This is a genomic window from Peptacetobacter sp. AB845 (assembly GCF_047528295.1).
GTDB lineage: Bacteria > Bacillota > Clostridia > Peptostreptococcales > Peptostreptococcaceae > Peptacetobacter.
The window spans coordinates 940,690-961,862 of the sequence record NZ_CP180001.1 but is presented as its reverse complement, the minus strand read 5'-3'; the positions used below and the strand labels follow the sequence as shown (position 1 = coordinate 961,862).

At 32.2% G+C, this 21,173-nt stretch carries 19 protein-coding genes; all 19 read right to left on the bottom strand.

Annotated features, from left to right (window positions below; genetic code table 11):
- Positions 1 to 54: 54 nt before the first annotated feature.
- The 19 genes from ACK2WO_RS04650 to ACK2WO_RS04560 all read right to left on the bottom strand — a co-directional run bounded on the left by ACK2WO_RS04650 (position 55) and on the right by ACK2WO_RS04560 (position 21,074).
- Positions 55 to 1,224, bottom strand: a complete 1,170-nt coding sequence (locus tag ACK2WO_RS04650; protein ID WP_414698533.1) for a class I SAM-dependent methyltransferase — start codon at positions 1,222 to 1,224, stop codon at positions 55 to 57.
- A 164-nt stretch (positions 1,225 to 1,388) separates the two neighbouring features.
- Complete coding sequence (pepD, locus tag ACK2WO_RS04645; RefSeq protein WP_414698532.1) at positions 1,389 to 3,050, bottom strand: beta-Ala-His dipeptidase; 1,662 nt, start codon at positions 3,048 to 3,050, stop codon at positions 1,389 to 1,391.
- Positions 3,051 to 3,092: 42 nt separating this feature from the next.
- Positions 3,093 to 3,779, bottom strand: coding sequence for an HDIG domain-containing metalloprotein (locus ACK2WO_RS04640; protein ID WP_414698531.1), 687 nt, complete (start codon positions 3,777 to 3,779; stop codon positions 3,093 to 3,095).
- Positions 3,780 to 4,041: 262 nt separating this feature from the next.
- On the bottom strand, positions 4,042 to 4,746 hold the full coding sequence (locus tag ACK2WO_RS04635) for a V-type ATP synthase subunit D (protein ID WP_178412388.1): 705 nt from the start codon (positions 4,744 to 4,746) through the stop codon (positions 4,042 to 4,044).
- 18 nt (positions 4,747 to 4,764) lie between these two features.
- Positions 4,765 to 6,159, bottom strand: a complete 1,395-nt coding sequence (locus ACK2WO_RS04630) for a V-type ATP synthase subunit B (RefSeq protein WP_414698530.1) — start codon at positions 6,157 to 6,159, stop codon at positions 4,765 to 4,767.
- Positions 6,160 to 7,929 carry a V-type ATP synthase subunit A gene (locus ACK2WO_RS04625; protein WP_414698529.1) on the bottom strand — a complete coding sequence of 590 codons (1,770 nt, stop codon included), beginning with the start codon at positions 7,927 to 7,929 and terminating at the stop codon, positions 6,160 to 6,162. It abuts the gene before it with no gap.
- Between the two features lie 47 nt (positions 7,930 to 7,976).
- Positions 7,977 to 8,300 (bottom strand): V-type ATP synthase subunit F, encoded by a 324-nt coding sequence (locus tag ACK2WO_RS04620; RefSeq protein WP_178412385.1) that lies wholly within the window; start codon positions 8,298 to 8,300, stop codon positions 7,977 to 7,979.
- Positions 8,293 to 9,300 carry a V-type ATP synthase subunit C gene (locus ACK2WO_RS04615; protein WP_178412384.1) on the bottom strand — a complete coding sequence of 336 codons (1,008 nt, stop codon included), beginning with the start codon at positions 9,298 to 9,300 and terminating at the stop codon, positions 8,293 to 8,295. The genes ACK2WO_RS04620 and ACK2WO_RS04615 overlap by 8 nt, the downstream gene beginning before the upstream one ends.
- Before the next feature lie 39 nt (positions 9,301 to 9,339).
- On the bottom strand, positions 9,340 to 9,915 hold the full coding sequence (locus ACK2WO_RS04610) for a V-type ATP synthase subunit E (protein ID WP_414698528.1): 576 nt from the start codon (positions 9,913 to 9,915) through the stop codon (positions 9,340 to 9,342).
- A 33-nt stretch (positions 9,916 to 9,948) separates the two neighbouring features.
- Positions 9,949 to 10,422 (bottom strand): V-type ATP synthase subunit K, encoded by a 474-nt coding sequence (locus ACK2WO_RS04605; RefSeq protein WP_118549788.1) that lies wholly within the window; start codon positions 10,420 to 10,422, stop codon positions 9,949 to 9,951.
- A 1-nt stretch (position 10,423) separates the two neighbouring features.
- Positions 10,424 to 12,409, bottom strand: a complete 1,986-nt coding sequence (locus ACK2WO_RS04600; RefSeq protein ID WP_414698527.1) for a V-type ATP synthase subunit I — start codon at positions 12,407 to 12,409, stop codon at positions 10,424 to 10,426.
- Positions 12,396 to 12,725 carry a hypothetical protein gene (locus tag ACK2WO_RS04595; RefSeq protein ID WP_178412381.1) on the bottom strand — a complete coding sequence of 110 codons (330 nt, stop codon included), beginning with the start codon at positions 12,723 to 12,725 and terminating at the stop codon, positions 12,396 to 12,398. Before ACK2WO_RS04595 ends, ACK2WO_RS04600 begins: the two co-directional genes overlap by 14 nt.
- Before the next feature lie 944 nt (positions 12,726 to 13,669).
- Complete coding sequence (locus ACK2WO_RS04590; RefSeq protein WP_178411421.1) at positions 13,670 to 14,857, bottom strand: PatB family C-S lyase; 1,188 nt, start codon at positions 14,855 to 14,857, stop codon at positions 13,670 to 13,672.
- A gap of 5 nt (positions 14,858 to 14,862) precedes the next feature.
- The gene (locus ACK2WO_RS04585) at positions 14,863 to 15,933 is read right to left on the bottom strand and encodes a M24 family metallopeptidase (protein ID WP_178411420.1); all 1,071 of its coding nucleotides are present in this window, start codon (positions 15,931 to 15,933) and stop codon (positions 14,863 to 14,865) included.
- A 24-nt stretch (positions 15,934 to 15,957) separates the two neighbouring features.
- Positions 15,958 to 17,289: a PTS sugar transporter subunit IIC gene (locus tag ACK2WO_RS04580; RefSeq protein WP_414698526.1), complete on the bottom strand. Its 1,332-nt coding sequence runs from the start codon at positions 17,287 to 17,289 to the stop codon at positions 15,958 to 15,960.
- A gap of 34 nt (positions 17,290 to 17,323) precedes the next feature.
- A complete protein-coding gene (locus tag ACK2WO_RS04575) occupies positions 17,324 to 17,656 on the bottom strand; it encodes a PTS sugar transporter subunit IIB (RefSeq protein ID WP_178411418.1) in 333 nt (110 codons plus the stop codon).
- A gap of 147 nt (positions 17,657 to 17,803) precedes the next feature.
- The gene (locus tag ACK2WO_RS04570; protein WP_414698525.1) at positions 17,804 to 18,112 is read right to left on the bottom strand and encodes a PTS lactose/cellobiose transporter subunit IIA; all 309 of its coding nucleotides are present in this window, start codon (positions 18,110 to 18,112) and stop codon (positions 17,804 to 17,806) included.
- Between the two features lie 28 nt (positions 18,113 to 18,140).
- Positions 18,141 to 19,184, bottom strand: a complete 1,044-nt coding sequence (gene ypdE, locus ACK2WO_RS04565) for an aminopeptidase (protein WP_414698524.1) — start codon at positions 19,182 to 19,184, stop codon at positions 18,141 to 18,143.
- 3 nt (positions 19,185 to 19,187) lie between these two features.
- The gene (locus ACK2WO_RS04560) at positions 19,188 to 21,074 is read right to left on the bottom strand and encodes a BglG family transcription antiterminator (RefSeq protein WP_414698734.1); all 1,887 of its coding nucleotides are present in this window, start codon (positions 21,072 to 21,074) and stop codon (positions 19,188 to 19,190) included.
- Between the last annotated feature and the right edge of the window lie 99 nt (positions 21,075 to 21,173).

Below are 21,173 nucleotides of genomic sequence, written 5' to 3'. Positions count from 1 at the left end.
TTTTAGAATTTATTGGTATTTAAGTCTGTCTGAATTATATTTTTATTATTTCTCTTATATAAGATTATCCTCTTTTAAAAGTCTATATAATGTCTGATCAAAGTTAAATTCTTTCATAAGATTATCCACTTCTTTTAAAGCTTTTTCTCTTTTTTCTTTTGATATATTTGATTTTACAGCTCTAACTAATATATTTTTAGGTGAATGTGCTATGTCTATAAATTCAAGTAGTTGAGTTTTATATCCTACACTTTCAAGCAGATTTGCTCTTATCGCATCCGTCATAAGTGCTGCCACTCTTTCTTGTATTATTCCATAATTTGTAAGTATCGATAAATCCTCTGATTTCATCTGAGCGTTTAACTCATGTTGGCAACAAGGCACTGAGAATATCATCTTCGTGTTCCATTTTATTGCATTATAAAGTGCATAATCTGTAGCTGTATCGCATGCATGAAGTGTTATCACCATATCGACCTTGTTGTTGTACTTATATCCATTAATATCTCCTAGTTCAAAGTGAAGATTTTCGTAGTTGTATCTTTTTGCGATTTCATTACATTTTTTTATTACATCTTCTTTTAAATCAAGACCTATCATTTTTACATTTATTTTCTTTATTTCTACAAAGTAGTAGTAAAGTACAAATGTTAAGTAAGATTTTCCACATCCAAAGTCCAAGATTGTAAGCTCTTTGTAGTCATTTTTTCTTATTTCGTGGTCTATTAATTCGATGAATTTATTTATCTGTTTGTATTTATCGTACTTAGATTTTACAACTTTTCCTTCTTTTGTAAATACGCCTAAATCAACTAAGGCAGGTACATTCATTCCCTCTTTTATTATGTATTCTTTTTCTTTGTTGTGCGATTTTGACCGTTTAGCCTTTGTCGCATTACTTCCACCTTTTTTTCCAAAGAACACTTTTCCCTTTTTAGATATTTTTATGTTGAAAGTTTCTTCTTCTGACCAAGCATCTAGCTGTTTAAAATCCTCTTCCATAAATTCAAATATCTTAGATTCTAAGCTAGATATTTCAATATTTTCATGAAATACCTGTTTTTCAGTGAATTTTTCAACCTGATAGAATTCTCTTCCCTTTGCTTCTTTTAGGTTTATATTTACTTTTTTGTATTCCACATCTTTATTTTTTCTATTGCTTATAACTATTTTGTATGGCTTTGAGTTTGCTATTTCTTTTATAGCATTTTTTAATTCTTCCACAGTAACTTCTCCTTTTTTATAATTCGTTAATTTTCATTACTTTCTATACTTTACTATTTTTTATACATACTTGCTTTTTCTATAATCTATTTTTTATACATACTTGCTTTTTATAATCAATTATTTTTTATATGTACTTACTTTCTATACTTAATTGCTCTTCCTTATTTTGCAATAAAATCCAATAACGCATACCATATTTTTAACGCCGAAATTATATCCAATTTCTCTTCTGGAGTGTGTATATCTATCATGTTTGGCCCAATTGATATTGCATCCAATCCCTCTACGCCATCCACAAAGAATCCAACCTCTAGCCCAGAATGTACTGCCAATTCCTTAGATTTTCTTCCGTATATTTTTTCTACACTTTCATTAAATGATTTTCTTAATTCAGACTCTTGTCTAAATGCCCAACCTGGATAAGAGTATTTTTTTTCCATTTCTGTATTTGTATCATTTGAAAGTTTTTCCATATCAGATTTTATTTCGCTTATTTTTAAATCTGAACAACTTCTGCATTCATTTAATATTATTATTTCCTCATCTAAAGTAGTTATAGTTCCTAGGTTGTCAGATGATTCAACCAAGTCCTCTATATCCTCGCTCATTGTCAATACTCCATTTTTAAACATCTTAATCCAAGAAATTAGTCTATCTTTTGCAGATTTTTCTACTACTCTTAAATCCTCTTGACCTACTTTTTTAGATTCTACATTTTCTAAATCTATATTTTTTAATTCCAATCTTTCTAGTTCTACTTTCTCTGAATCCAATTTTTCTAACTCTATTTTATCTAACTTTAATTTTTCTACTTCTATTTTTATTCTATACTCAGAGTTTGCGTATTCTTTTATTATAGTTCCTTTTGATTTTTCAACACTTGCCTCTACATTTTCTAAATCTTTTCCTTCTACAAGTATCACTGTTTCAGATTTAGAAGGTATTACGTTTGGAGCTTCTCCAGATTCTATAGACACAAGCTCAAATTCTATATTATCAATCATAATATTTTCCAACACTTCAGCTGCTAATTTTATCGCATTAGCTCTTCCTCTGTGTATATCAGATCCAGAATGTCCACCTTTTAACCCAGATATTTTTAATTTAAAAGCTACTGGATTTTCTAATTTCGACTCTACTCTTTCGAATTTTATTCTATTTTCAAATGCCATTCCCCCAGCACAACTAGCAATTATTACATCTTCCTCCTCAGAGTCTATGTTTATAAGAGTTTTAGATTTTAGCTTACTCGTATCTAAATTTTCTGCCCCTATAAAACTTCCCTCTTCATCTGATGTAAATACGCATTCTAATGCTGGATGTTTTATTTTTTTATTATCCATTATGCTCATCATATATGCGACTGCTATTCCATCGTCGCCGCCAAGAGTTGTCCCCTTTGCTCTGAGCATTCCATTTTCTGTGTATAATTCAAGCGAATCTGTATCAAAGTTATGCACATTTCCACTTTCTTTTACACAGACCATGTCAGTATGTCCCTGTATCATCACAGAATCCCTATCTTCCATTCCCTCAGATGCAGGCACATACACAATTACATTATGAAACTCATCTTGATAAGTTTTATATCCTCTATCTTCAGCGAATTTTTTTATAAAATCGCTTACTGCCTTTTCTTTTCCAGAATTTCTAGGTATATCCGAAATCATTTTGAAGCATTCATACGTCTTATACTCCATGTTTTCAGATTTTAGGTATTCTATTAAAGAGTCAACTGTTGATATTTTTTCTATATTATTTTTAAACGCATCTGAGTTCAATTTGTTTTTTAAGCTATCTATATTTAATTTTGTATTAGACATATTGACACCTCGATTTCTATATTTTAATTTCCAATCTATATTTTAATTTCCATCATCTACTCCCTGGAAAAATTTAATTATATTTCCCAGGTAATACTCTTCATTTCCACAATCTTTATTTGAATAATTTTTATTTGAATAATTTTTATTTAAATAATTTTCATTTGAATATTCTTCATTTGAATGTTTTTTCCCTGAATAATATTCATTATGATGATTCCTTACAACCTCTAAAAAAACGTTATTTACATTTATTTCTTTCAATATTTCGTAGCTATATTCTGAATGATTGTAATAGCATTGAATTTTTTTAAGATTAATATTTCTAAGTTTTCCACTAGTCAATTTATTTAGTATAACTATTATCGATTTGTCTATTATATTTATTTTCTGTCTACTTTTTCCTACATCGTGCAAAAGCCCTACTTTTATAAGCATCTCTTCATTTTTTATAAGATCTTCTTTTGCAGAAAATATTGTTTCCTTATCCAATATTTCCCCATTTGTAAGTGTGTAGCCACCTTCAAAATTATTTCCTTTTTTTAATTCATCTATTATATTTTCTATCTCTTTAGCCACCCTGACACTGTGCTTTTGCTCGGATTTTGAGATAGCATTAAAAATTTCATACTCTTTCTTATTTAGTTTTGATTCTACATACTTATAATCATCTTCATTTATTCTATCAGTCAAATTCATTATGAATTGTCTTACTCTTTTAGGAAGCATAATTTTCCTTCTTTCTTATATTGAACTTCTTTTTAATTCTATTCTATTTTTTACTTTTGTTCTCTATAAACTTTAACTTTTTCCTCTTTTTCATTACATTTCACTTCTTTTTAATTATACCATATAGACTTTTTATCTTCATTACAATAAGCATACAAATATAAATCTCATTCTCATTTTTCAACTTCATTTCATACTTAAAAGAACAAATAATAGAATTAAAAAGGCTGTTGCAAAAATTGCAACAGCCTGATTAATTCTATTATTGTTCATGATGCTTTTCTTTATACTCATTAAACATTGCTTCGTCTTGAGCTCTTTTTTCTTCAATGGCTTCGTTAAGCATCATATCTTTAACTTTCATAAGTCTTGTCTGATTTCCTCTTTCATTTTCGTCAAGTTTCATTGTTATGTATTTGATAGTTTCCTGAAGCTGAGGTATCATTACATATTCAAGTGCATTAACACGACGTCTTGTTTTTTCGATTTCATCAGCAAGTAGATTTGCTTCTTTTTCCATAGCTGCTAGTTTTAGCATTATTGGGAATACCCTAGATAATTCACTTATCGCAGCATCTAATTCTCCTGAAGTTGTTGCAAATCCATATGAGTATATGTCTGTAACATCATTTGTAGTTGTTTCAAAGTCAAATACTGGTACATCAACACTCATTACGTTCTTTTTATCAACGTTTACTATTACACCCTGTTTTGGATACATAAGTGCTTCTTCAACAGCCTGTGATGACATTACAGCATTTGCTATACTGAAATTCTGATAAACACCGCTTATCATTATTTCAACTTCTTCACGTAAAACCTTATTTTCTCTTGCTAAATCTAAGAAGGTTTTCATTAGCTCATCACGTTTGTCTTTTAGAAGTTTATGTCCTCTACTGGCAACACTCAGACGCTTTTTTAAAGAAGCAAGTACCATTCTGGTAGGATTTACATTTAGTCTTGCCATAGCCTACTCCCCCTTCTTTTATTTAGCATCTGGATCATATGTTTCTTCAGGGTAGTATTTTTCTATGTTAGCATCTTTTATACGTTTTAACTCACTCTTAGGAAGTATAGTTAATAATTTCCATCCTATTTCAAGAGTTTCTTCTATTGATCTATTAGTTTCGTATCCCTGATTTACATATTCCATTTCAAAAGCATCGGCAAATTTTGCATACTTTTTATCTATGTTTGTAAGTGCAGCTTCACCAAGTATTGACATAAGCTCTTTAGCTTCTTTACCACGAGCATATGCAGCGAATAACTGGTTCATTGTGTCTGCATGGTCTTCTCTAGTTTTTCCTTTACCTATACCTTTGTCTTTTAGACGAGATAGTGAAGGAAGTACGTTTATTGGTGGTGTAACACCTTTACGATAAAGTTCACGAGAAAGTATTATCTGTCCTTCTGTGATGTATCCAGTTAAGTCTGGTATTGGATGAGTTTTATCATCTTCTGGCATTGTTAATATAGGTATCATTGTTATTGAACCTTCACAGCCAAGTTTTCTACCAGCTCTTTCATACATTGTAGCAAGGTCAGTATATAGGTATCCTGGATAACCTCTTCTACCTGGAACTTCTTTTCTTGCTGCAGATACTTCACGAAGAGCTTCTGCGTAGTTTGTTATATCTGTTAATATTACTAGTACGTGCATGTGTTTTTCAAATGCAAGATATTCTGCAGCTGTTAACGCCATACGTGGAGTAGATATACGTTCAACAGCAGGGTCATTTGCTAAGTTCATGAATAGTACTGTTCTATCTATCGCACCTGTTCTTTTGAAGTCAGATACGAAGTAATCTGCTTCTTCGTATGTTATACCCATTGCAGCGAATACAACCGCGAAGTTAGATTCACTGTTAAGAACCTGAGCCTGTCTAGCTATCTGAGATGCTAGTTCTGCATGAGGAAGACCTGATCCTGAGAATATAGGAAGTTTCTGTCCTCTAACTAATGTGTTTAGTCCATCTATTGCAGATACACCAGTCTGTATGAATTCAGACGGATAGTCACGAGCTGCAGGGTTCATAGGTAACCCATTTATATCTAATTTCATTTCTGGTATTATGTCTGGGCCACCATCTTTTGGTCTACCCATACCATCGAATACTCTACCTAACATTTCTTCTGATACGGCAAGTTCCATACCATGTCCAAGGAATCTTACCTTACTGTCAGCTAGGTTTATACCTGCTGAGTTTTCGAATAACTGAACAAGAGCATTATTTCCATTAACTTCTAGTACTTTACATCTTCTTTTTTCACCAGAAGGAAGTTCTATTTCTCCAAGTTCATCGTATGTTACTCCTTCTACGTCTTTAACAAGCATAAGTGGTCCGGCCACTTCTGCAATAGTCTTATACTCTTTTATCAATTACTCCACCTCCTTAGCTGTTAAGTCTGCTAAGCAACTTACCATTTCTTCATCTATTGCTGCGTAAACTTCATTTACGTCTTTTTCTTCTACGTATTTAAATCTTCCTATTCTTTCTCTTACTGGAAGTTCTACTAATTTATCAAAATCAGCTCCGTTTGCTATTGCTTCTGCACTTCTGTTGTAGAATAACATTATTAATCTTAATAATAGGAACTGTTTGTTTAGTGAAGAGTATGTATCTACATCGTGGAATGCATTCTGATGTAAGTAGTCTTCACGTATTGTTCTAGCTATTTCAAGTTTTAATCTATCTGAGTATGAAAGTGCATCCACACCAACTAGCTGTACTATTTCCTGAAGTTCTGCTTCTTCCTGAAGTAACTTCATAGCATCTGCTCTATTTGTTGACCAGTATTTATTAACGTTTTTGTCGAACCATTTGTTTAATCTGTCTACATATAGAGAATAACTTGATAACCAGTTTATAGCTGGGAAGTGACGTTTGTAAGCAAGGTCACTATCTAGTCCCCAGAATACTTTTACTATACGAAGAGTAGCCTGAGAAACTGGTTCAGAAGTATCCCCACCTGGAGGTGAAACGGCACCTATTGCAGATAGTGCACCTTCTCTACCTTCTGTTCCTAAGCTTACTACTCTACCAGCTCTTTCATAGAACTGAGCTAGACGAGATCCTAGGTAAGCTGGGTAACCTTCTTCACCTGGCATTTCTTCAAGACGTCCTGACATTTCACGAAGAGCTTCGGCCCATCTTGATGTAGAGTCTGCCATAAGTGCTACTGAGTATCCCATATCTCTGAAGTATTCTGCTATTGTTATACCTGTGTATATAGATGCTTCACGGGCTGCAACCGGCATATCTGAAGTATTAGCTATAAGTATAGTTCTCTTCATTAGTGATTCACCAGTTTTAGGGTCCTGAAGTTCTGGGAACTCACGAAGAACGTCTGTCATTTCGTTTCCACGTTCACCACAACCTATATAAACAACTATTTCTGCGTCTGCCCATTTAGCAAGCTGATGCTGAACAACTGTTTTACCACTTCCGAAAGGTCCCGGTACAGCTGCAACCCCACCTTTTGCTATAGGGAACATTGTATCTATAACTCTCTGTCCAGTTACTAGAGGCATATCTGGAACTAGTTTTTCTTTGTATGGTCTAGCAACTCTGACTGGCCATTTCTGCATCATAGTTAATTCTTTTTCTGATCCATCTTCAAGAGTAAGAACACAAACTGTTTCTTCTACAGTGAATTCACCAGATTTTATTTCTTTAACAGTACCTTTTACTCCTACAGGAACCATTATTCTATGTTCTACAACAACAGTTTCCTGAACTGTACCTATTATATCTCCAGTCTGTACAGCATCTCCAACAGCTACTTTAGGAACAAATTCCCATTTTTTATCTCTGTCTATTGCTGAAACATCTATACCTCTTGATATATTAGATCCTGCAACTTCCACCATTTTTTCTAGTGGACGCTGGATACCGTCGTACATATTTTCTATAAGCCCTGGTCCAAGTTCAACGCTTAGAGGCGCATGTGTTGATACAACTTTTGTTCCTGGTCCAAGACCTGCTGTTTCTTCATATACCTGAATAGATGCTTTATCTCCACGCATCTCGATTATTTCACCTATAAGTCCCTCATCTGAGACACGAACCACGTCAAACATGTTGGCTTCCTGCATACCTTCAGCAACAACAAGTGGTCCAGATACTTTAACTACTTTTCCTTGGCTCATTTTATCACCGTTTCTTTCTATATTAATAAAATTAATAATTTGTTTTCTTACTTATCTCCGAAAAGAATATCAGCTCCAACTGCTTTTTCTACATTCTTTTTAACTCCTGCTATTCCTATTCCTAGGCTTCCGTCAACTCCTGGTATCGGGATAATAGCTGGTGTTATTAGTGATTTATAGCTGTCTATTTCTTCGATCATATCTTTGCATAGACCTTCTGTTATGTAGATAATAGCGAAATTCTCTTCAGTTACAAGTTCGTGTAGAATTTTTTTAGCTTCGTCTGAGTTCATACAAGGGTATGTATCTAGTCCAACAGCTTTGAATCCTACTACACTATCTCTGTCACCTATTACTCCTATTCTATACATAACTTACTCTCAGCCTTTCTCTTATTCTATCTGATGGAAGTCCAGCTAATTTACCAGCCATTATTATTCTAGCTGCTTTTATTTCATTTTCTTTAGCTAGTATGTAGCCTACTATAGCTTCTATTCCAAAAGATTTATATCTTGAATCTTTTACATATTCCATCAAACGATTATCACATAATTTTTCAAGCATTGTGAAACTGCCATTTTCTTTAAGCATTGGGATACTTTCAGCAAGAACATCTGATAATCCGTAAGAAACTAATTTCTCAGCGAATGATTCAAGCTGTTCATCGTATCCACCTATAAAGAATTTTTCTGTTATATTTCCACCTTCTATAAACACTTTTGAGAAGAAGTCCCAAGACTTATTCATTCTTCTCATTCTGACAAATATTCTTAAATTAATAGTATCTATTAGAAGTTTTACATATCCTTTTAAATATGCATTTTCTGATTTATCCGCAAGTCTTATCATATCTTTATAGCATGCTTTATCTAGGATTATATCTACCTGCTGAGGATCTTTAGTTCTTCCGAATACGTCTAGAACCTCTTCTATAGCATCCTTCATCTCTGTAGACATTCCAACAAAATCTCTTTCTCTTACCATATTTACAAGATCTTTAGTATCTATACTTCCACTTCCCATAAAGAATGGTTCAGGGTCTGTTCCTAAAAATTCTGCTTTTAATATAACTTTTATATTATGGTAATCTGACTGATATAAAAATATGTTAAAGTACTCAGGATCGTGAACTATCGATTTAACGAATTCGTAAGTTCTTTTGTGTTCCCGTGTTAAAAGCACTTCAAAATCTTGTGGTTTAACATCCTGAATAGCTCCTCCATACTCCATTTCTGTAAGTACCTTTAATGCTTCTTCCGGACTTTTACTTTCAACCATTTTTTCGATTTTATCGTGGCTAAGCATATTTTTTTCTCCGCTTCTTACACAGGCAGTGGCAAATACGTAATCTCTATCGTTAATCTTTGCCAAATCAATCAATCCCCTTTCTTAAAGTGGATAAGCCTTGTATTATTCGAACAATGCCTTTACCACATCAGGTGTTATTTCTTCTTTTATATCTTCAATTATAGATTCTATTGTAGCTGTTATTTCAACTTTCCCTGCTACAACTTTGAATCCTCCACTAGCATTTATTGTTTTATTTGATAAACAAAAATCATTTCCTTTTTCATTTGCCAGAACAATTACCTTTTCTCCAACAGCTTCAGCGTCTTTAGCATTGAAAAGAACTTCTCCACATTTAACACCTATGTCAGATAAAGTATCTGCTAGAAACTCTATATATTTTTCTGTGTCCATGTTGTGGACTTCATTAACTGCTCTTTCAAAACATTCATTAACAGCATCCTGTTTAGCTTTTAGAAGCATTTTTCTTGTTTCAAGCTGAGCAAGTGAATTTCTTCTGCTGAATACTTTTTCTGATTCAGCTTTTATTTTGTTCTGGACATTTAAAAGTATTTTATCTGCATCGGCCTGTGCCTTAGCTAATATTTCTTCTTCCTGTTTTCTTGCTTCAGCAACAGCATCATCTGCATATCCCTGAGCTTCAGAAAGTATTTTTTCTGTTATTTTTTCAATACTCATTATATCCACATCCTTAAACTGTTACTGTTGTTATTATAAAGCTATTGCGTTTAACATTAAGAAAGATACTAGTAATGCTAATACGGCATATGTTTCAACCATTGCTGCATATATCATACCTTTTGCTAATTCTTCTGGTTTTCTAGCTATAAGCATTATACCAGCTGCTGCTGCTTTACCCTGAGCTATAGCTGAGAATACACCAACTATTCCTATAGGTGCTGCTGCTGCTAATATTGCTGCACCCTGTGCAACTGTTAAATCTGCTATTCCACTTCCACCCATAAGACCTATTTTAAGCATTATGATGAAAGCTATTAATAATCCATATATACCCTGAGTACCTGGTAGAGCCTGCATGATTAGTGTCTGACCGAATTTTTTAGGGTCTTCTGCTACTACTCCTGCTGCTGCTTCCCCAGCTATACCTACACCTATCGCACTTCCTATACCTGCTATTGCTGCTAATGATGCTCCTAAAATTGCTAACATTGTACCGATTGACATATTAATCTTCCTCCTTAACTATGTCGACATATTTTGTCTTTTTATCAAATGGTTCAAACGCTGTTCCTCCGCCTTTATAGAATTTACCGAAGAATTCAACGTACTGTAGTCTACTGGCGTGAACGAAACTTCCTAATGCATTTATTGCTAAGTTGAATAAGTGTCCAAACACAGCAACTATTATTAATAATATAGATCCTTTTATTCCTCCGCCTGCTAAGCTTCCCATTGTATTTATAACCTGAGCTATAACTCCAGTGGCAAGACCTAGAGCAAGAAGTCTTGAGTATGAAAGAATATCAGCTAAATAAGAAGTTATATTGTATAAGCTTCCTAAACCGCCTGTAATCTTTCCGAATATTCCTTTTTTCTTTCTTCCTCCTGTTAGAAGAAGTCCAAGTACACCTACAATAGTCATATACTTACCTATTGTGGCAACTGTTGGCCCTATCTTTCCGCCTACTCCAAATAGAACTAAACCTATTAAAAGTATGTACCAGAAACCTATATCGCATAATGCATCGAAAGGTTTACCCTCTTTTATAAGCATGTATGCCTGTATTCCCATACCTAGGAATAAATGTATACCACCTAGTATGAATGAGAATATTAATAATTTCATAGGGTCATTTACTGGGTTAAACCAAAGTGGCTTGATTACAAAGTTGTCTATTCCGAAGAATGTCTTTGCTGCAACTGTTGGTAAATCTCCAAACCAACCACCAAATAGTGCACCCCATATTGCAGTTGAAATACCACACCAGAAGAACATATTTATAAGTTTTTTCATCATTCCCTCTAGTCTGAATTTCTTAGATATTATGAAGCATCCAACTGCCATTATTATTCCGTATGCTGCATCACTAAGCATCATACCAAAGAATATAAAGTAGAAAGGTGCTAACCATTTTGTAGGGTCTATTTCTGTATATTCAGGTAATGCGTAAAGATTTGTTATTGCTTCGAAAGGATAAACAGCTCCTTTATTGTGTAATAATACTGGTGCCTCTTCTCCTTCTGGAATTTCATTAAATTCATAATAACATTCATTAGCATCTAGCACTTTCTGAACACTTTTTTCTGCCGCTGCTGGCATATATCCGTCAAAATAGAAAGAAGCTTCTGTTTTTAAAAGCCTATTTCTTATCTGATTTCTGTCTTTTTCTATTACTGCATCGTCATATAAGCATTCTACTTTTTTGATTTCTCCTGTCATAGAAGCTATACTTGATTCTACTACTTCTTTTTCTTTTGCAATTTCTGCAAGTTCTTTCTCATAATTTCCTGTTATTTCAACAGGTGTTCCAAACATGTTTGAGAATGTAACCTTGTTAAATCCAAACTGTCTAACACAATCTAAAACAAGTTCAATATCATCTTTTAGAGCTATTATAGATAAGTAATGTTGATCTGCATCGCTTCCGATAAGTCTAAATACTGTTCTATCTGTAGCTTCTTCTACAGCAGCTCTCATAGCTTCTATCTCTGTTACACTAGGAACAACACCCATCATAATTTCGGTACTATCTGTTTCCCTCAATTCAACAGGTATGTCATAAGAAAGCCATGGTTTTAATGAAACCATATTAGTTTCTATTTTGTTTTCTTGTCCTTTCAGATTCACAAGACTATTATAAAGCTTATAAACCTCTTCTACAGTATTTTGGATACTTTCCTTATCCTCCATAACCTTTTTGAATTCTCTCTTTGTAATAGCTCTTCTAGTCTTTATAAGAGGCCGTTTAGATTTATCGTACTGGTTAAGTGTTTCAAGCACTGTTGAAATCTTCTGAAGCTCAGCATCTATTCTGCTAACTTCATCTTCGTTGCCGTCTTTTACAACTATATTAGCCCACTCTTCATCGAGAAGCTTTTGATCCTGTGCACTTAATTCAACTACCCCAAGATCCATTAAATGTTTTATAAGCTCTTCTTTGTTGTTGCTCAGTCCTATGACAGAAAGTTTTTTCATCTTAACTATTGACATTAGACTTCACAATCCTTTCTAGAACAACCTTTACTCCAGCTTGAATGTTTTTTTCAGCTTCTGATAAAATCACTCTGCTCTTTTCTGATGTTTGTTCAATAATATCATCATATACTTTTCCTGCTTCAGCCTCAGCCTTACTTATTGCTAAATTGTATTCAGCATCGGCCTTATCTTCTGCCTCAAGTATTAACTGTGATGCTCTTTTATTCGCATCAGCTACGATTTGTTTCGCTTCCTGAACTCCATCTTTTTTAATTTTATCGGCCTGTTCTTCTGCTTCATTGATAACTTTTATTAATTCAATAGATGACATCTCTTCACCACCTGTCTTTTTGAAATTGGCCAAACTTTTTTATAATATTCTTAGATTATATTTATTATATTTTTATTTTACGATTTTGTCAATTTGATAAAGTCACTTTTTTGAATTGTTTTTTTGACTATTCTTCAATTTTCTAACTTATTTTGCATAATCATTTTCTCTTTCTATCGTTTTGAATTTATTTTGAATACGTTTTCCATTTTTTACCTAGATAATAATTTTTTGTGTAAAATTTTTATTTCTAGCTCTTTCATTTTATTATTTTTTACTTAATTTTATTGAAATTTAAACACTTTCTTTTTAAAGCTATACTTTCAGATTTATCATGGTTTTGAAAAACTGTAATTTCAACTTTGATTTTTTTTGAAACTATTTGAAGTATCCAAGATTGAATCAGTATATACAACTTACTACTTTTTGCAAGTTGTTTATATATTATTATTCTTTTTTTGAATTTTACTTCTTTTATTTTTTTAGCTATTTTTTTATCAATCACGATAATTTACATTAATTTCTATTATAATTCTTAATCTTTTGTATACAATTCATATTCTTTTTAGATATATCTATCTATTTATAAGAGTGTATACAAATGTTTTCTCATCATTATAGATAATTTTTTAACTTTTATTTTTTAAGAATTTATTTCTTTTTCTTTTTAAAAATAGGTTTTAAACTATTCAGATAATTCCCACTAATAATTTTTATTTATTACTGATTGTATATCTATATTATTATGCATTTGCTAATGTTTTTTATTTAACTTCAAATAATTTACTTTACTTCAAATTACTTACTTTGTCCCAAGAAAAAGAAACCTACCAGTAAAACTCGAGTTTTCTAAATACAAAAAAACTAAATACAAAAATACAAAAAACTAAACACACAAAAAAAGACCACCGCATTACTGCAATGGTCTTAGGGATTATCTGGAACTAACAAAATAGTTCTTCATATGTATTTTTAATTCTATTTAAAGCTTCATTTAATGTAGCTCTTGGGCATCCGATATTGATTCTTACGAATCCTTCTCCGTCCCGTACAAAATAACTTCCAACTACCATAGTTAGATTAGCCTTTATAAAGAAGTCTCTCATTTCTTCTTCATTTGCAAATATTTCTCTAACATCTATCCAAGCTAGGAAAGATGATTCAGATTTCATAACTTTTGCTTTAGGCATATTTTTTTCGAAAAAGTCGTAAACTATCTCGAAGTTTCCTGCAACATATGCAGTCATCTGATCTAACCACTCTTCACTGTCATTATAAGCCGCTACTATAGCAGGTACAGCAAATACGTTTGGAGAAGTTATTGAGTTGCTTTTTAATCTAGTTAATAAAGTTTCTCTTACTTCTTTGTTTCTTATTACAACGTAAGAAGTTTTAAGTCCACCTAAGTTAAATCCTTTATTAGGTGAAACACATACTATACTGTTTTCATGTATTTCAGGATGTGCATTCCATAAAGATGTAAATTGACTTCTATCAAATACTATATCTCTATGTATTTCATCACATACTAAAAGTACATTATATTTTAGACATAATTCTGACACTCTATATAGCTCATCCTTTGTCCATATACGTCCAGATGGATTCTGTGGACTACAGAAGATAAATACTTTTATATTATTAGATTTCATCTGTTCTTCCATATCTTCAAAATCTAAATAATATCTATTGTCCACTAATTTTAATGGACTGCAGTATAACTGTCTGTTGTTGTTTTCTACAGCTTCAGCAAAAGGATCGTAAGCTGGTGTATTTATTAATACCCCTTCTCCTTCCTTAGTGTAAGCCTGAACTATATAATGAAGAGTTGATACTGTACCAAAAGTAAGTTTTATCCATTCTTTTTCTATATCTACATTGAATCTTCTTTTGTTCCAATCTATTACAGCATCGTAGAAATCGTCGCTTACAAATGTATAGCTGTAATCTCCAACCGCTGCTCTTTTAGCGATTGCTTCTTTTATAGCTGGTGAGCATTCAAAATCTATATCCGCTAAATCCATAGGGATTGCATCTGCACCTAAGCCAAATTTTTCTTTTAATACATGGTTACTCCATTTTCTACAGTTACCTTCTTTTCTGTTTATTACCTTGTCAAAATTATATTCCATATTAATTACTCTCCCAATATTATAAATTCTTTAGTTGTTTTATTAAGCGAAACACCTTTTCCGTCTATTATAACAACATCATCTTCTATTCTAACTCCACCTACATCAGGTATATAAATTCCTGGCTCACAAGACATAACCATTCCTTCTGTTAGAATATCTTTACTTCTCTGGTTTAGTGTAGGAACTTCACCATCTCCTAGACCTATTCCATGTCCTAGTCCATGGTTGAAATATTCACCAAATCCATGCTCTTCTATAATTTGTCTAGCCACGCTATCGACTTCACTTGCCTTTGCACCTTCTTTAATAGCTGCAATTGCAGATGTCTGAGCTTCTAAAACAACATCATACACTTTTTTAATAATTTCAGGAGGCTCTCCTATAGATATAGTACGAGTCATATCTGATTGGTATCCTTCATAAACAACACCAAAATCTATTGTTATTGCTTCATTTCTTTTTAATTTTTTTGTTGTCGGTCTTCCATGAGGCATTGCACCTCTATCACCTGAAACAACTATTGTTTCAAAAGACATTCCACTTGCGCCTTTTTTAAGAGCATGGTATTGAAGTAGAGCTGCTACCTCAAGCTCTGTCATACCTTCTTCTATTACTGAAATAACTTCACTAAATACTTCATCTGTTATCTCGCATGCTTTTTTGATAAGAGCAATCTCATCATCTGATTTGATTGCTCTTGCTTTTCCAAGTTCATTTGTCAATAGAGTAAGATCTAATCCTGCTTCTTTTAACCGGATGTAATCCTGTATAGTCATAGCCTGGCTTTCTATTGCGAGATTTTTTATATTTAGCTCTTCTAATAATTCTAGTATGCTAGGTATATAAGAACCCTGTGGTACAATTTTTTTAATAAATCCAGTTGTTTTTTTGTCAGCTTCGTCTATGTATCTTCCGTCTAAAATCTGATATTTTGAATCTTTTGTTATAAGTACATATACACCGCTTCCTGTAAGTGCACCGACATATCTCTTATTGTTTTTTCCTTTTAATAAAATAGCCTCTGTGTTTAATTCGTCTATTAAATCTCTTAGTTTTTTTACTCTATCGTTCATGGTTTTAGTCCTCTCTTTTTTAAATTAGAAGTCTAGGTCTAAATCTCCAAGTAAGTCTTTATCTTCACTTGAGAATATATCTTTTGTTGCTTCTTCTGCTTTTTTAGCCTCTGCTTCTTCTTCCTGACGTTCCATAACTTTGAAGAATGGCCAGTATAGCGCAATTGCTAATACTAACTGTAATCCATTGGCTAATATTGTTCTCCAGTCACCGTTTGTTAAGAATCCTTCTAAGAATACTCCAACGTATGGTGGGTCAAATATTGGTTTATCTAATAATCCCCAGTGCATTAAGAACATTGGTAATGTACCTATTATAGCTCCACCAAATACGTGTGGTATGAACATTATTGGGTTTAATATTATTGGAGCACCGAATAATATTGGTTCATTTATACCGAATAGAGCTGGGAATAATGAAACTTTACCGATCTGTTTGTATCTTTTGTTTTTAGATAGTAAACATGCTATTACACATCCTATACTTATACCACATCCTGTGAATCCGAAGAATGCACTTGATGTACCTGCTGTATAGAAGTGAGGTATTGGCTGTCCAGCCTGCATAGCTGCTATATTTTCAGCTATGAATGTAACCATTATTGGTCTTGTTATTGGACTGAAAACTGATGAATGTATTCCGAAGAAGAATATTGTACATATAGCAAAGTTTAATCCAAGAACTGCCCATGGGTTATCCATAGATCCAACTAATGGAGCTAAGAATTTAGTAAGTATCTGTGGTGGTAATTCACCGAATATTGCTAATGATGCGAATCTTGCGACTATAAAAGTCCCACCAACTATTAAACTTGTAGGTATTAACTCGAATGATTTTGATACGAAATCTGGTACGCCTTCTGGCATTTTTATTGTAAGGTTTTTAACTTTACAGAAGTTGTATAATTCTACTGCAAGTAAACCTGCTATCATACCTGTAAATAGACCTTTAGCACCTAAGTTACCTAGGTCTAAAGCACCTTCTGGAGTTATATCTGCAACTAAGAATAAGAATGCGAATGTTGCAAGAGTTATACATCCAGGAATATATAATTTATAATGATTACCTAAGTTATAAGCTATACACATACAAGAATATAAACCTATTAAACCTATTGAAAGTGTTACTGGTAAATCTAATATTGCCGCGTTATTTAATATAAACTGGCTTAGTGGGTTGTTTTCCCCGATCATATTTGGTAATGCTGGAAGTACTGCAAATAAACTTCCTAGTATTGTGAATGGTGTCATCGCAACCATTCCGGCTTTTATCGCACTTAAGTGTCTCTGATTATCCACTTTATGCGCTAGTGGCATAAAGTATTTATTCATAAATGCTTCAAATTTAGCAAACATATATTCAATCTCCTCTTTTTATTATATTAAATTTTTACTGTCCCATCTGATGTTTTTTGTAAGTTACTAGAGCTAATTTCATAACTGTTGCTCCGTCCATTTTTCCGTAAACGTCTTTATCTATTACAACGTAAGGTATATTTCTTGGTTCGCATAAAGATGCTATAAAGTCAGTTTTGTGAGAAACCTGAGGTCCTATCATTACTATATCCCAGTTGTCTATTTCACTTTCTAGTGAATCTGCTGGTATAGCAGTGAATGCGAAATCATCTTCGTTTAATTTAGCACTTTCTTTTACTACCTTTTTCATATTCTGCATAAGCATGTTTGTTGAAAATCCACCTGCACAACATAATAATATTTTCATAACTATTATTCCTCCTAAAATTTTGTTTTTTATTTTTACTGGATTTTTTTATATTATTTATATTTTTAAAATATAATTAATTTCTAATTTACTTTTGACAAATTTATCTTTCTGATTTATTTGTTTCTAATTTTTTAAGTTCAAATCTTATTCTTCTTCGAAAACATTTATAACTGCTTCTATTATGTCCTTAGCTAGCTGAGAAGTCATGTAGTGGTCCTGAGCATGAACCATTAATAAACTCATTTCTGGGCTTTCCATATCTTCATTTAAATCCCGTGTTATAAGCTGAGTCTGTATATTGTGAGCTGCTACGTCTATTTTTCTAGCTTCTTTTAATAAAGCTCTTGCTCCATCAAAATCTCTTGTTTTAACTTTTTTTAAAGCTTCGAAAGCTTTAGCTTTACTTTCTCCTGCTGTAGATATTAATTCCATTATCTGCATTTCTGTTGACATTTTTCAAAATCTCCTTTTACCTTTTAAATTAGCCAAAATTTCTTATTTTATTGTATTTTTCTTTATCTAAATTTAAAATTAATTTAGTATATAGCTCTATAGTATCTTCAAGATCTTTATTACTTACTATTGAGAATGCACAGTGTCCATATCTTACTGGGATACAAGTAACAACAGCTGCTTTCCCTTCGTTTACTAGATGAGCCTCACCTGCATCTGTTCCTCCTGACTGGAACATGTCGTGCTGTAACGATATATCGTTTTCCTCAGCTACATCAATAACGTAATTAACTAGTTCTTTGTTTGGAACTAAAGTTCTATCTCTATGCATAAGCATGATACCCTTGTCTATCTGTTTCTGATTTGTGTAATCTCTTACAAATTCATTTTTTGCACATGCAACATCTATTGCGAATACTATATCTGGATTTACGAAATAAGTAGCTGTCTTACCACCTCTTATTCCTACTTCTTCACTACTTGTTGCTGCAAAGTGTACATTACAGTTTAAATCTTCTTTTTCTAGTCTTTTTAAAACTTCTCCCATAACAAAGCATCCTAATCTATCGTCAAATGCTTTACCAACTAATCTATTTGGTAGGTCGAATTTTTCAAATTCAGTTGAGTATGTAACCATATCTCCAACTCTTATTCCTAGATTTCTTACTTCTTCTTCTGTATATGCACCGATGTCTGCGTATATATTTTCTGCTTTTCCTTCATTATAAGTAGCATTTATTATAGCAGGTATTTTCTTACCTTCTCTAGTTGTTATTCTTACTCTCTGCGTGAAATGGGCTAAAGGTTTAACACCACCTATATTTATAAGATGTATCATACCTAATTTATCTATACTTCTTACCATAAATCCTACTTCATCCATGTGAGCGCAAAGCATTATATTTGGTAGGTCTTCACCTTTTATTTTTGAAAATATTACACTTCCTAAACCATCGTATTCCACTTTATCACTATAATCCTTTAATTCGTCTAGCATAACCTTTCTAACTTCGCCTTCATTAGAAGCTATGGCATCTGCTTCAGACAATTTTTTTAGAAAATCTATATTCATCTTTTATCCTCCTATATATATTTTCAATTTATATATGAATTCTTCATAAGACTGAGATTTATTTAGCATATCCACTATTTCCTCACTAGACATTACCCTATCTAGGTATTTAGATATCTGTCTGTGTAGTTCTAAATCTCCTTTTTTAAGAGAAACCATAAATATTACTTTTGGAGTTTTTCCTTCGCTTTCAATATCTGCCTGCACAAGACCTACAGATATTAAGTTTTTATTTCCTGTCATCTCTATTGGATGAGGTATTGCAACTCCATTTTTATATATAGTACTTAGGCAAGACTCCCTCTCCCAAACATCATCTGGGAATGTAGGGGAACAAGCTTCATCATCTACAACATCCTGTGCCATAGAATAAAGAACTTCTTTATAATCCATTTTTTCTGTTATGCATCTAAAATGATTTTTGCTAAATAAACTCAAGATATATTCTTTAGGGTTATTAGCACTATGCATATGGTCTACAAACATTACACTTTCTTTTATGTTCATATTATCTAGCTCATCTAAAATTTCATTTATTAAAATTACTGGAGCGTCGATTTTAAATCCTAGCTTTGTTATTGAGAAAATTAAATCTGGTTTAAAGTCTATAACCTCTTCTTCATCTAATAATGAGAAGTTTTCTATTATTGCATTTCTAAAAATCTCAGCTAATCTAAGCTTTATTAAAAATGCACTTCCTCCTCCAGATGAGCAAACAATTGCTATTCTGTATTTCTTATCAAAGTTGTTTTTTTCTCTCTTTTCAAAAGGAACCGCTATATGAGTAGCTATAAATCCGATTTCATTCTGATCTATTTCTATATCATATTCCTGCTCTATTTTTTTTGATAACTGTATTGCTAAGTTGAAAACTGTAGGGTATTGTTGACTTATTTTCACTGAAAATGGATTTGAGATACTTTGGTTGTTTTTAGATCTTTCTATTAAAGCAGCTATATGTAAGTATAAAAGCTTTAAAAACTCTTTATCATCTAAAAAGCTTGTTTTATATCTTTTATCAACCTCTTTAAAGTACTCATATATAACTTCCTCTAACTTGCTTTTATCTATTGCAAGAGAAGCAGCTTTCTTATCTTTTGTTTTTTCTCTTATAAGTCTTTTTAGGTAATCATTTTCCTGAGGGGTAAAATAATATCTATTTTCATAGAATATTCCACTTAATATGCCTTCTAATACTTCATCATCTTCTTTTTTATCTATCATATATACATCAGAGCTTTTTCTTAAGCTTGTCTTTATATATAGGATAACTAACTGTGATAGTATTTCTTCCAGCTCAGTTATATTTACCTCTAGTGAATGTTCATTGAAAATATTTTTTATAGTAGATTTTATATTTACTATCTTTGCTTTACTTACATATGTCATTTTATATTTCATAAAATTTCTATTTTTCTTTGCGTAAAGCTCTCTGATTAATTTTTGAATTGAATCTATCTGACCTTCTACTTTTAATCCATAATGAGGTTTTCTATCTAATCTCAAATCGTATTTAAGCAGCCTATCATCTATCTTTTTCAAATCATTTTTTATCTGGGATGTACTCACTAAAAACTTATCACTTAAGCTTTCAATTGTTTTGTATCCATCCGTTAGCAATAACTCCACTATAATTGAATCCAATCTTTGTTCAGGACTTTCAACTATATAATCGGGTAATTTTTCTAAGTAAGTTTCAAACTTATTCTTATCTGTTATTTTAAGAATATAACCTAACCTCGTTTTGTATTCCAAACAAAATCCGTTACGCTCATAATCTTTTTCCATATCCTTTATATCGTTTCTTATGGTTCTTGTTGAAACTCCTAATTTTTCTGCAAAATAATCTAATTTTAAGTATCCATCGCTATTAATTAGTTCTTCAAGAATAATACGTTGTCTGATAAGATCACCCCCTTAATTAGTTGTGTCCTTTGTCTTTAAGGTTATTATATTAAAAACATATCCTTTACAAAAGACGAATTTTTT

Excerpts from the sequence above, each read along its gene's own strand:
- ACK2WO_RS04640 (WP_414698531.1), bottom strand. The coding sequence starts at position 3,779 with ATGCTTCCTAAAAGAGTAAGACAATTCATAATGAATTTGACTGATAGA.
- ACK2WO_RS04575 (WP_178411418.1), bottom strand. The coding sequence starts at position 17,656 with ATGAAAATATTATTATGTTGTGCAGGTGGATTTTCAACAAACATGCTT.
- ACK2WO_RS04595 (WP_178412381.1), bottom strand. The coding sequence starts at position 12,725 with ATGTCATCTATTGAATTAATAAAAGTTATCAATGAAGCAGAAGAACAG.
- pepD (WP_414698532.1), bottom strand. The coding sequence starts at position 3,050 with ATGTCTAATACAAAATTAAATATAGATAGCTTAAAAAACAAATTGAAC.
- ypdE (WP_414698524.1), bottom strand. The coding sequence starts at position 19,184 with ATGAATATAGATTTTCTAAAAAAATTGTCTGAAGCAGATGCCATAGCT.
- ACK2WO_RS04600 (WP_414698527.1), bottom strand. The coding sequence starts at position 12,409 with ATGTCAATAGTTAAGATGAAAAAACTTTCTGTCATAGGACTGAGCAAC.
- ACK2WO_RS04580 (WP_414698526.1), bottom strand. The coding sequence starts at position 17,289 with ATGTTTGCTAAATTTGAAGCATTTATGAATAAATACTTTATGCCACTA.
- ACK2WO_RS04590 (WP_178411421.1), bottom strand. The coding sequence starts at position 14,857 with ATGGAATATAATTTTGACAAGGTAATAAACAGAAAAGAAGGTAACTGT.
- ACK2WO_RS04570 (WP_414698525.1), bottom strand. The coding sequence starts at position 18,112 with ATGTCAACAGAAATGCAGATAATGGAATTAATATCTACAGCAGGAGAA.
- ACK2WO_RS04605 (WP_118549788.1), bottom strand. The coding sequence starts at position 10,422 with ATGTCAATCGGTACAATGTTAGCAATTTTAGGAGCATCATTAGCAGCA.
- ACK2WO_RS04620 (WP_178412385.1), bottom strand. The coding sequence starts at position 8,300 with ATGTATAGAATAGGAGTAATAGGTGACAGAGATAGTGTAGTAGGATTC.
- ACK2WO_RS04625 (WP_414698529.1), bottom strand. The coding sequence starts at position 7,929 with ATGAGCCAAGGAAAAGTAGTTAAAGTATCTGGACCACTTGTTGTTGCT.
- ACK2WO_RS04610 (WP_414698528.1), bottom strand. The coding sequence starts at position 9,915 with ATGAGTATTGAAAAAATAACAGAAAAAATACTTTCTGAAGCTCAGGGA.
- ACK2WO_RS04585 (WP_178411420.1), bottom strand. The coding sequence starts at position 15,933 with ATGAACGATAGAGTAAAAAAACTAAGAGATTTAATAGACGAATTAAAC.
- ACK2WO_RS04635 (WP_178412388.1), bottom strand. The coding sequence starts at position 4,746 with ATGGCAAGACTAAATGTAAATCCTACCAGAATGGTACTTGCTTCTTTA.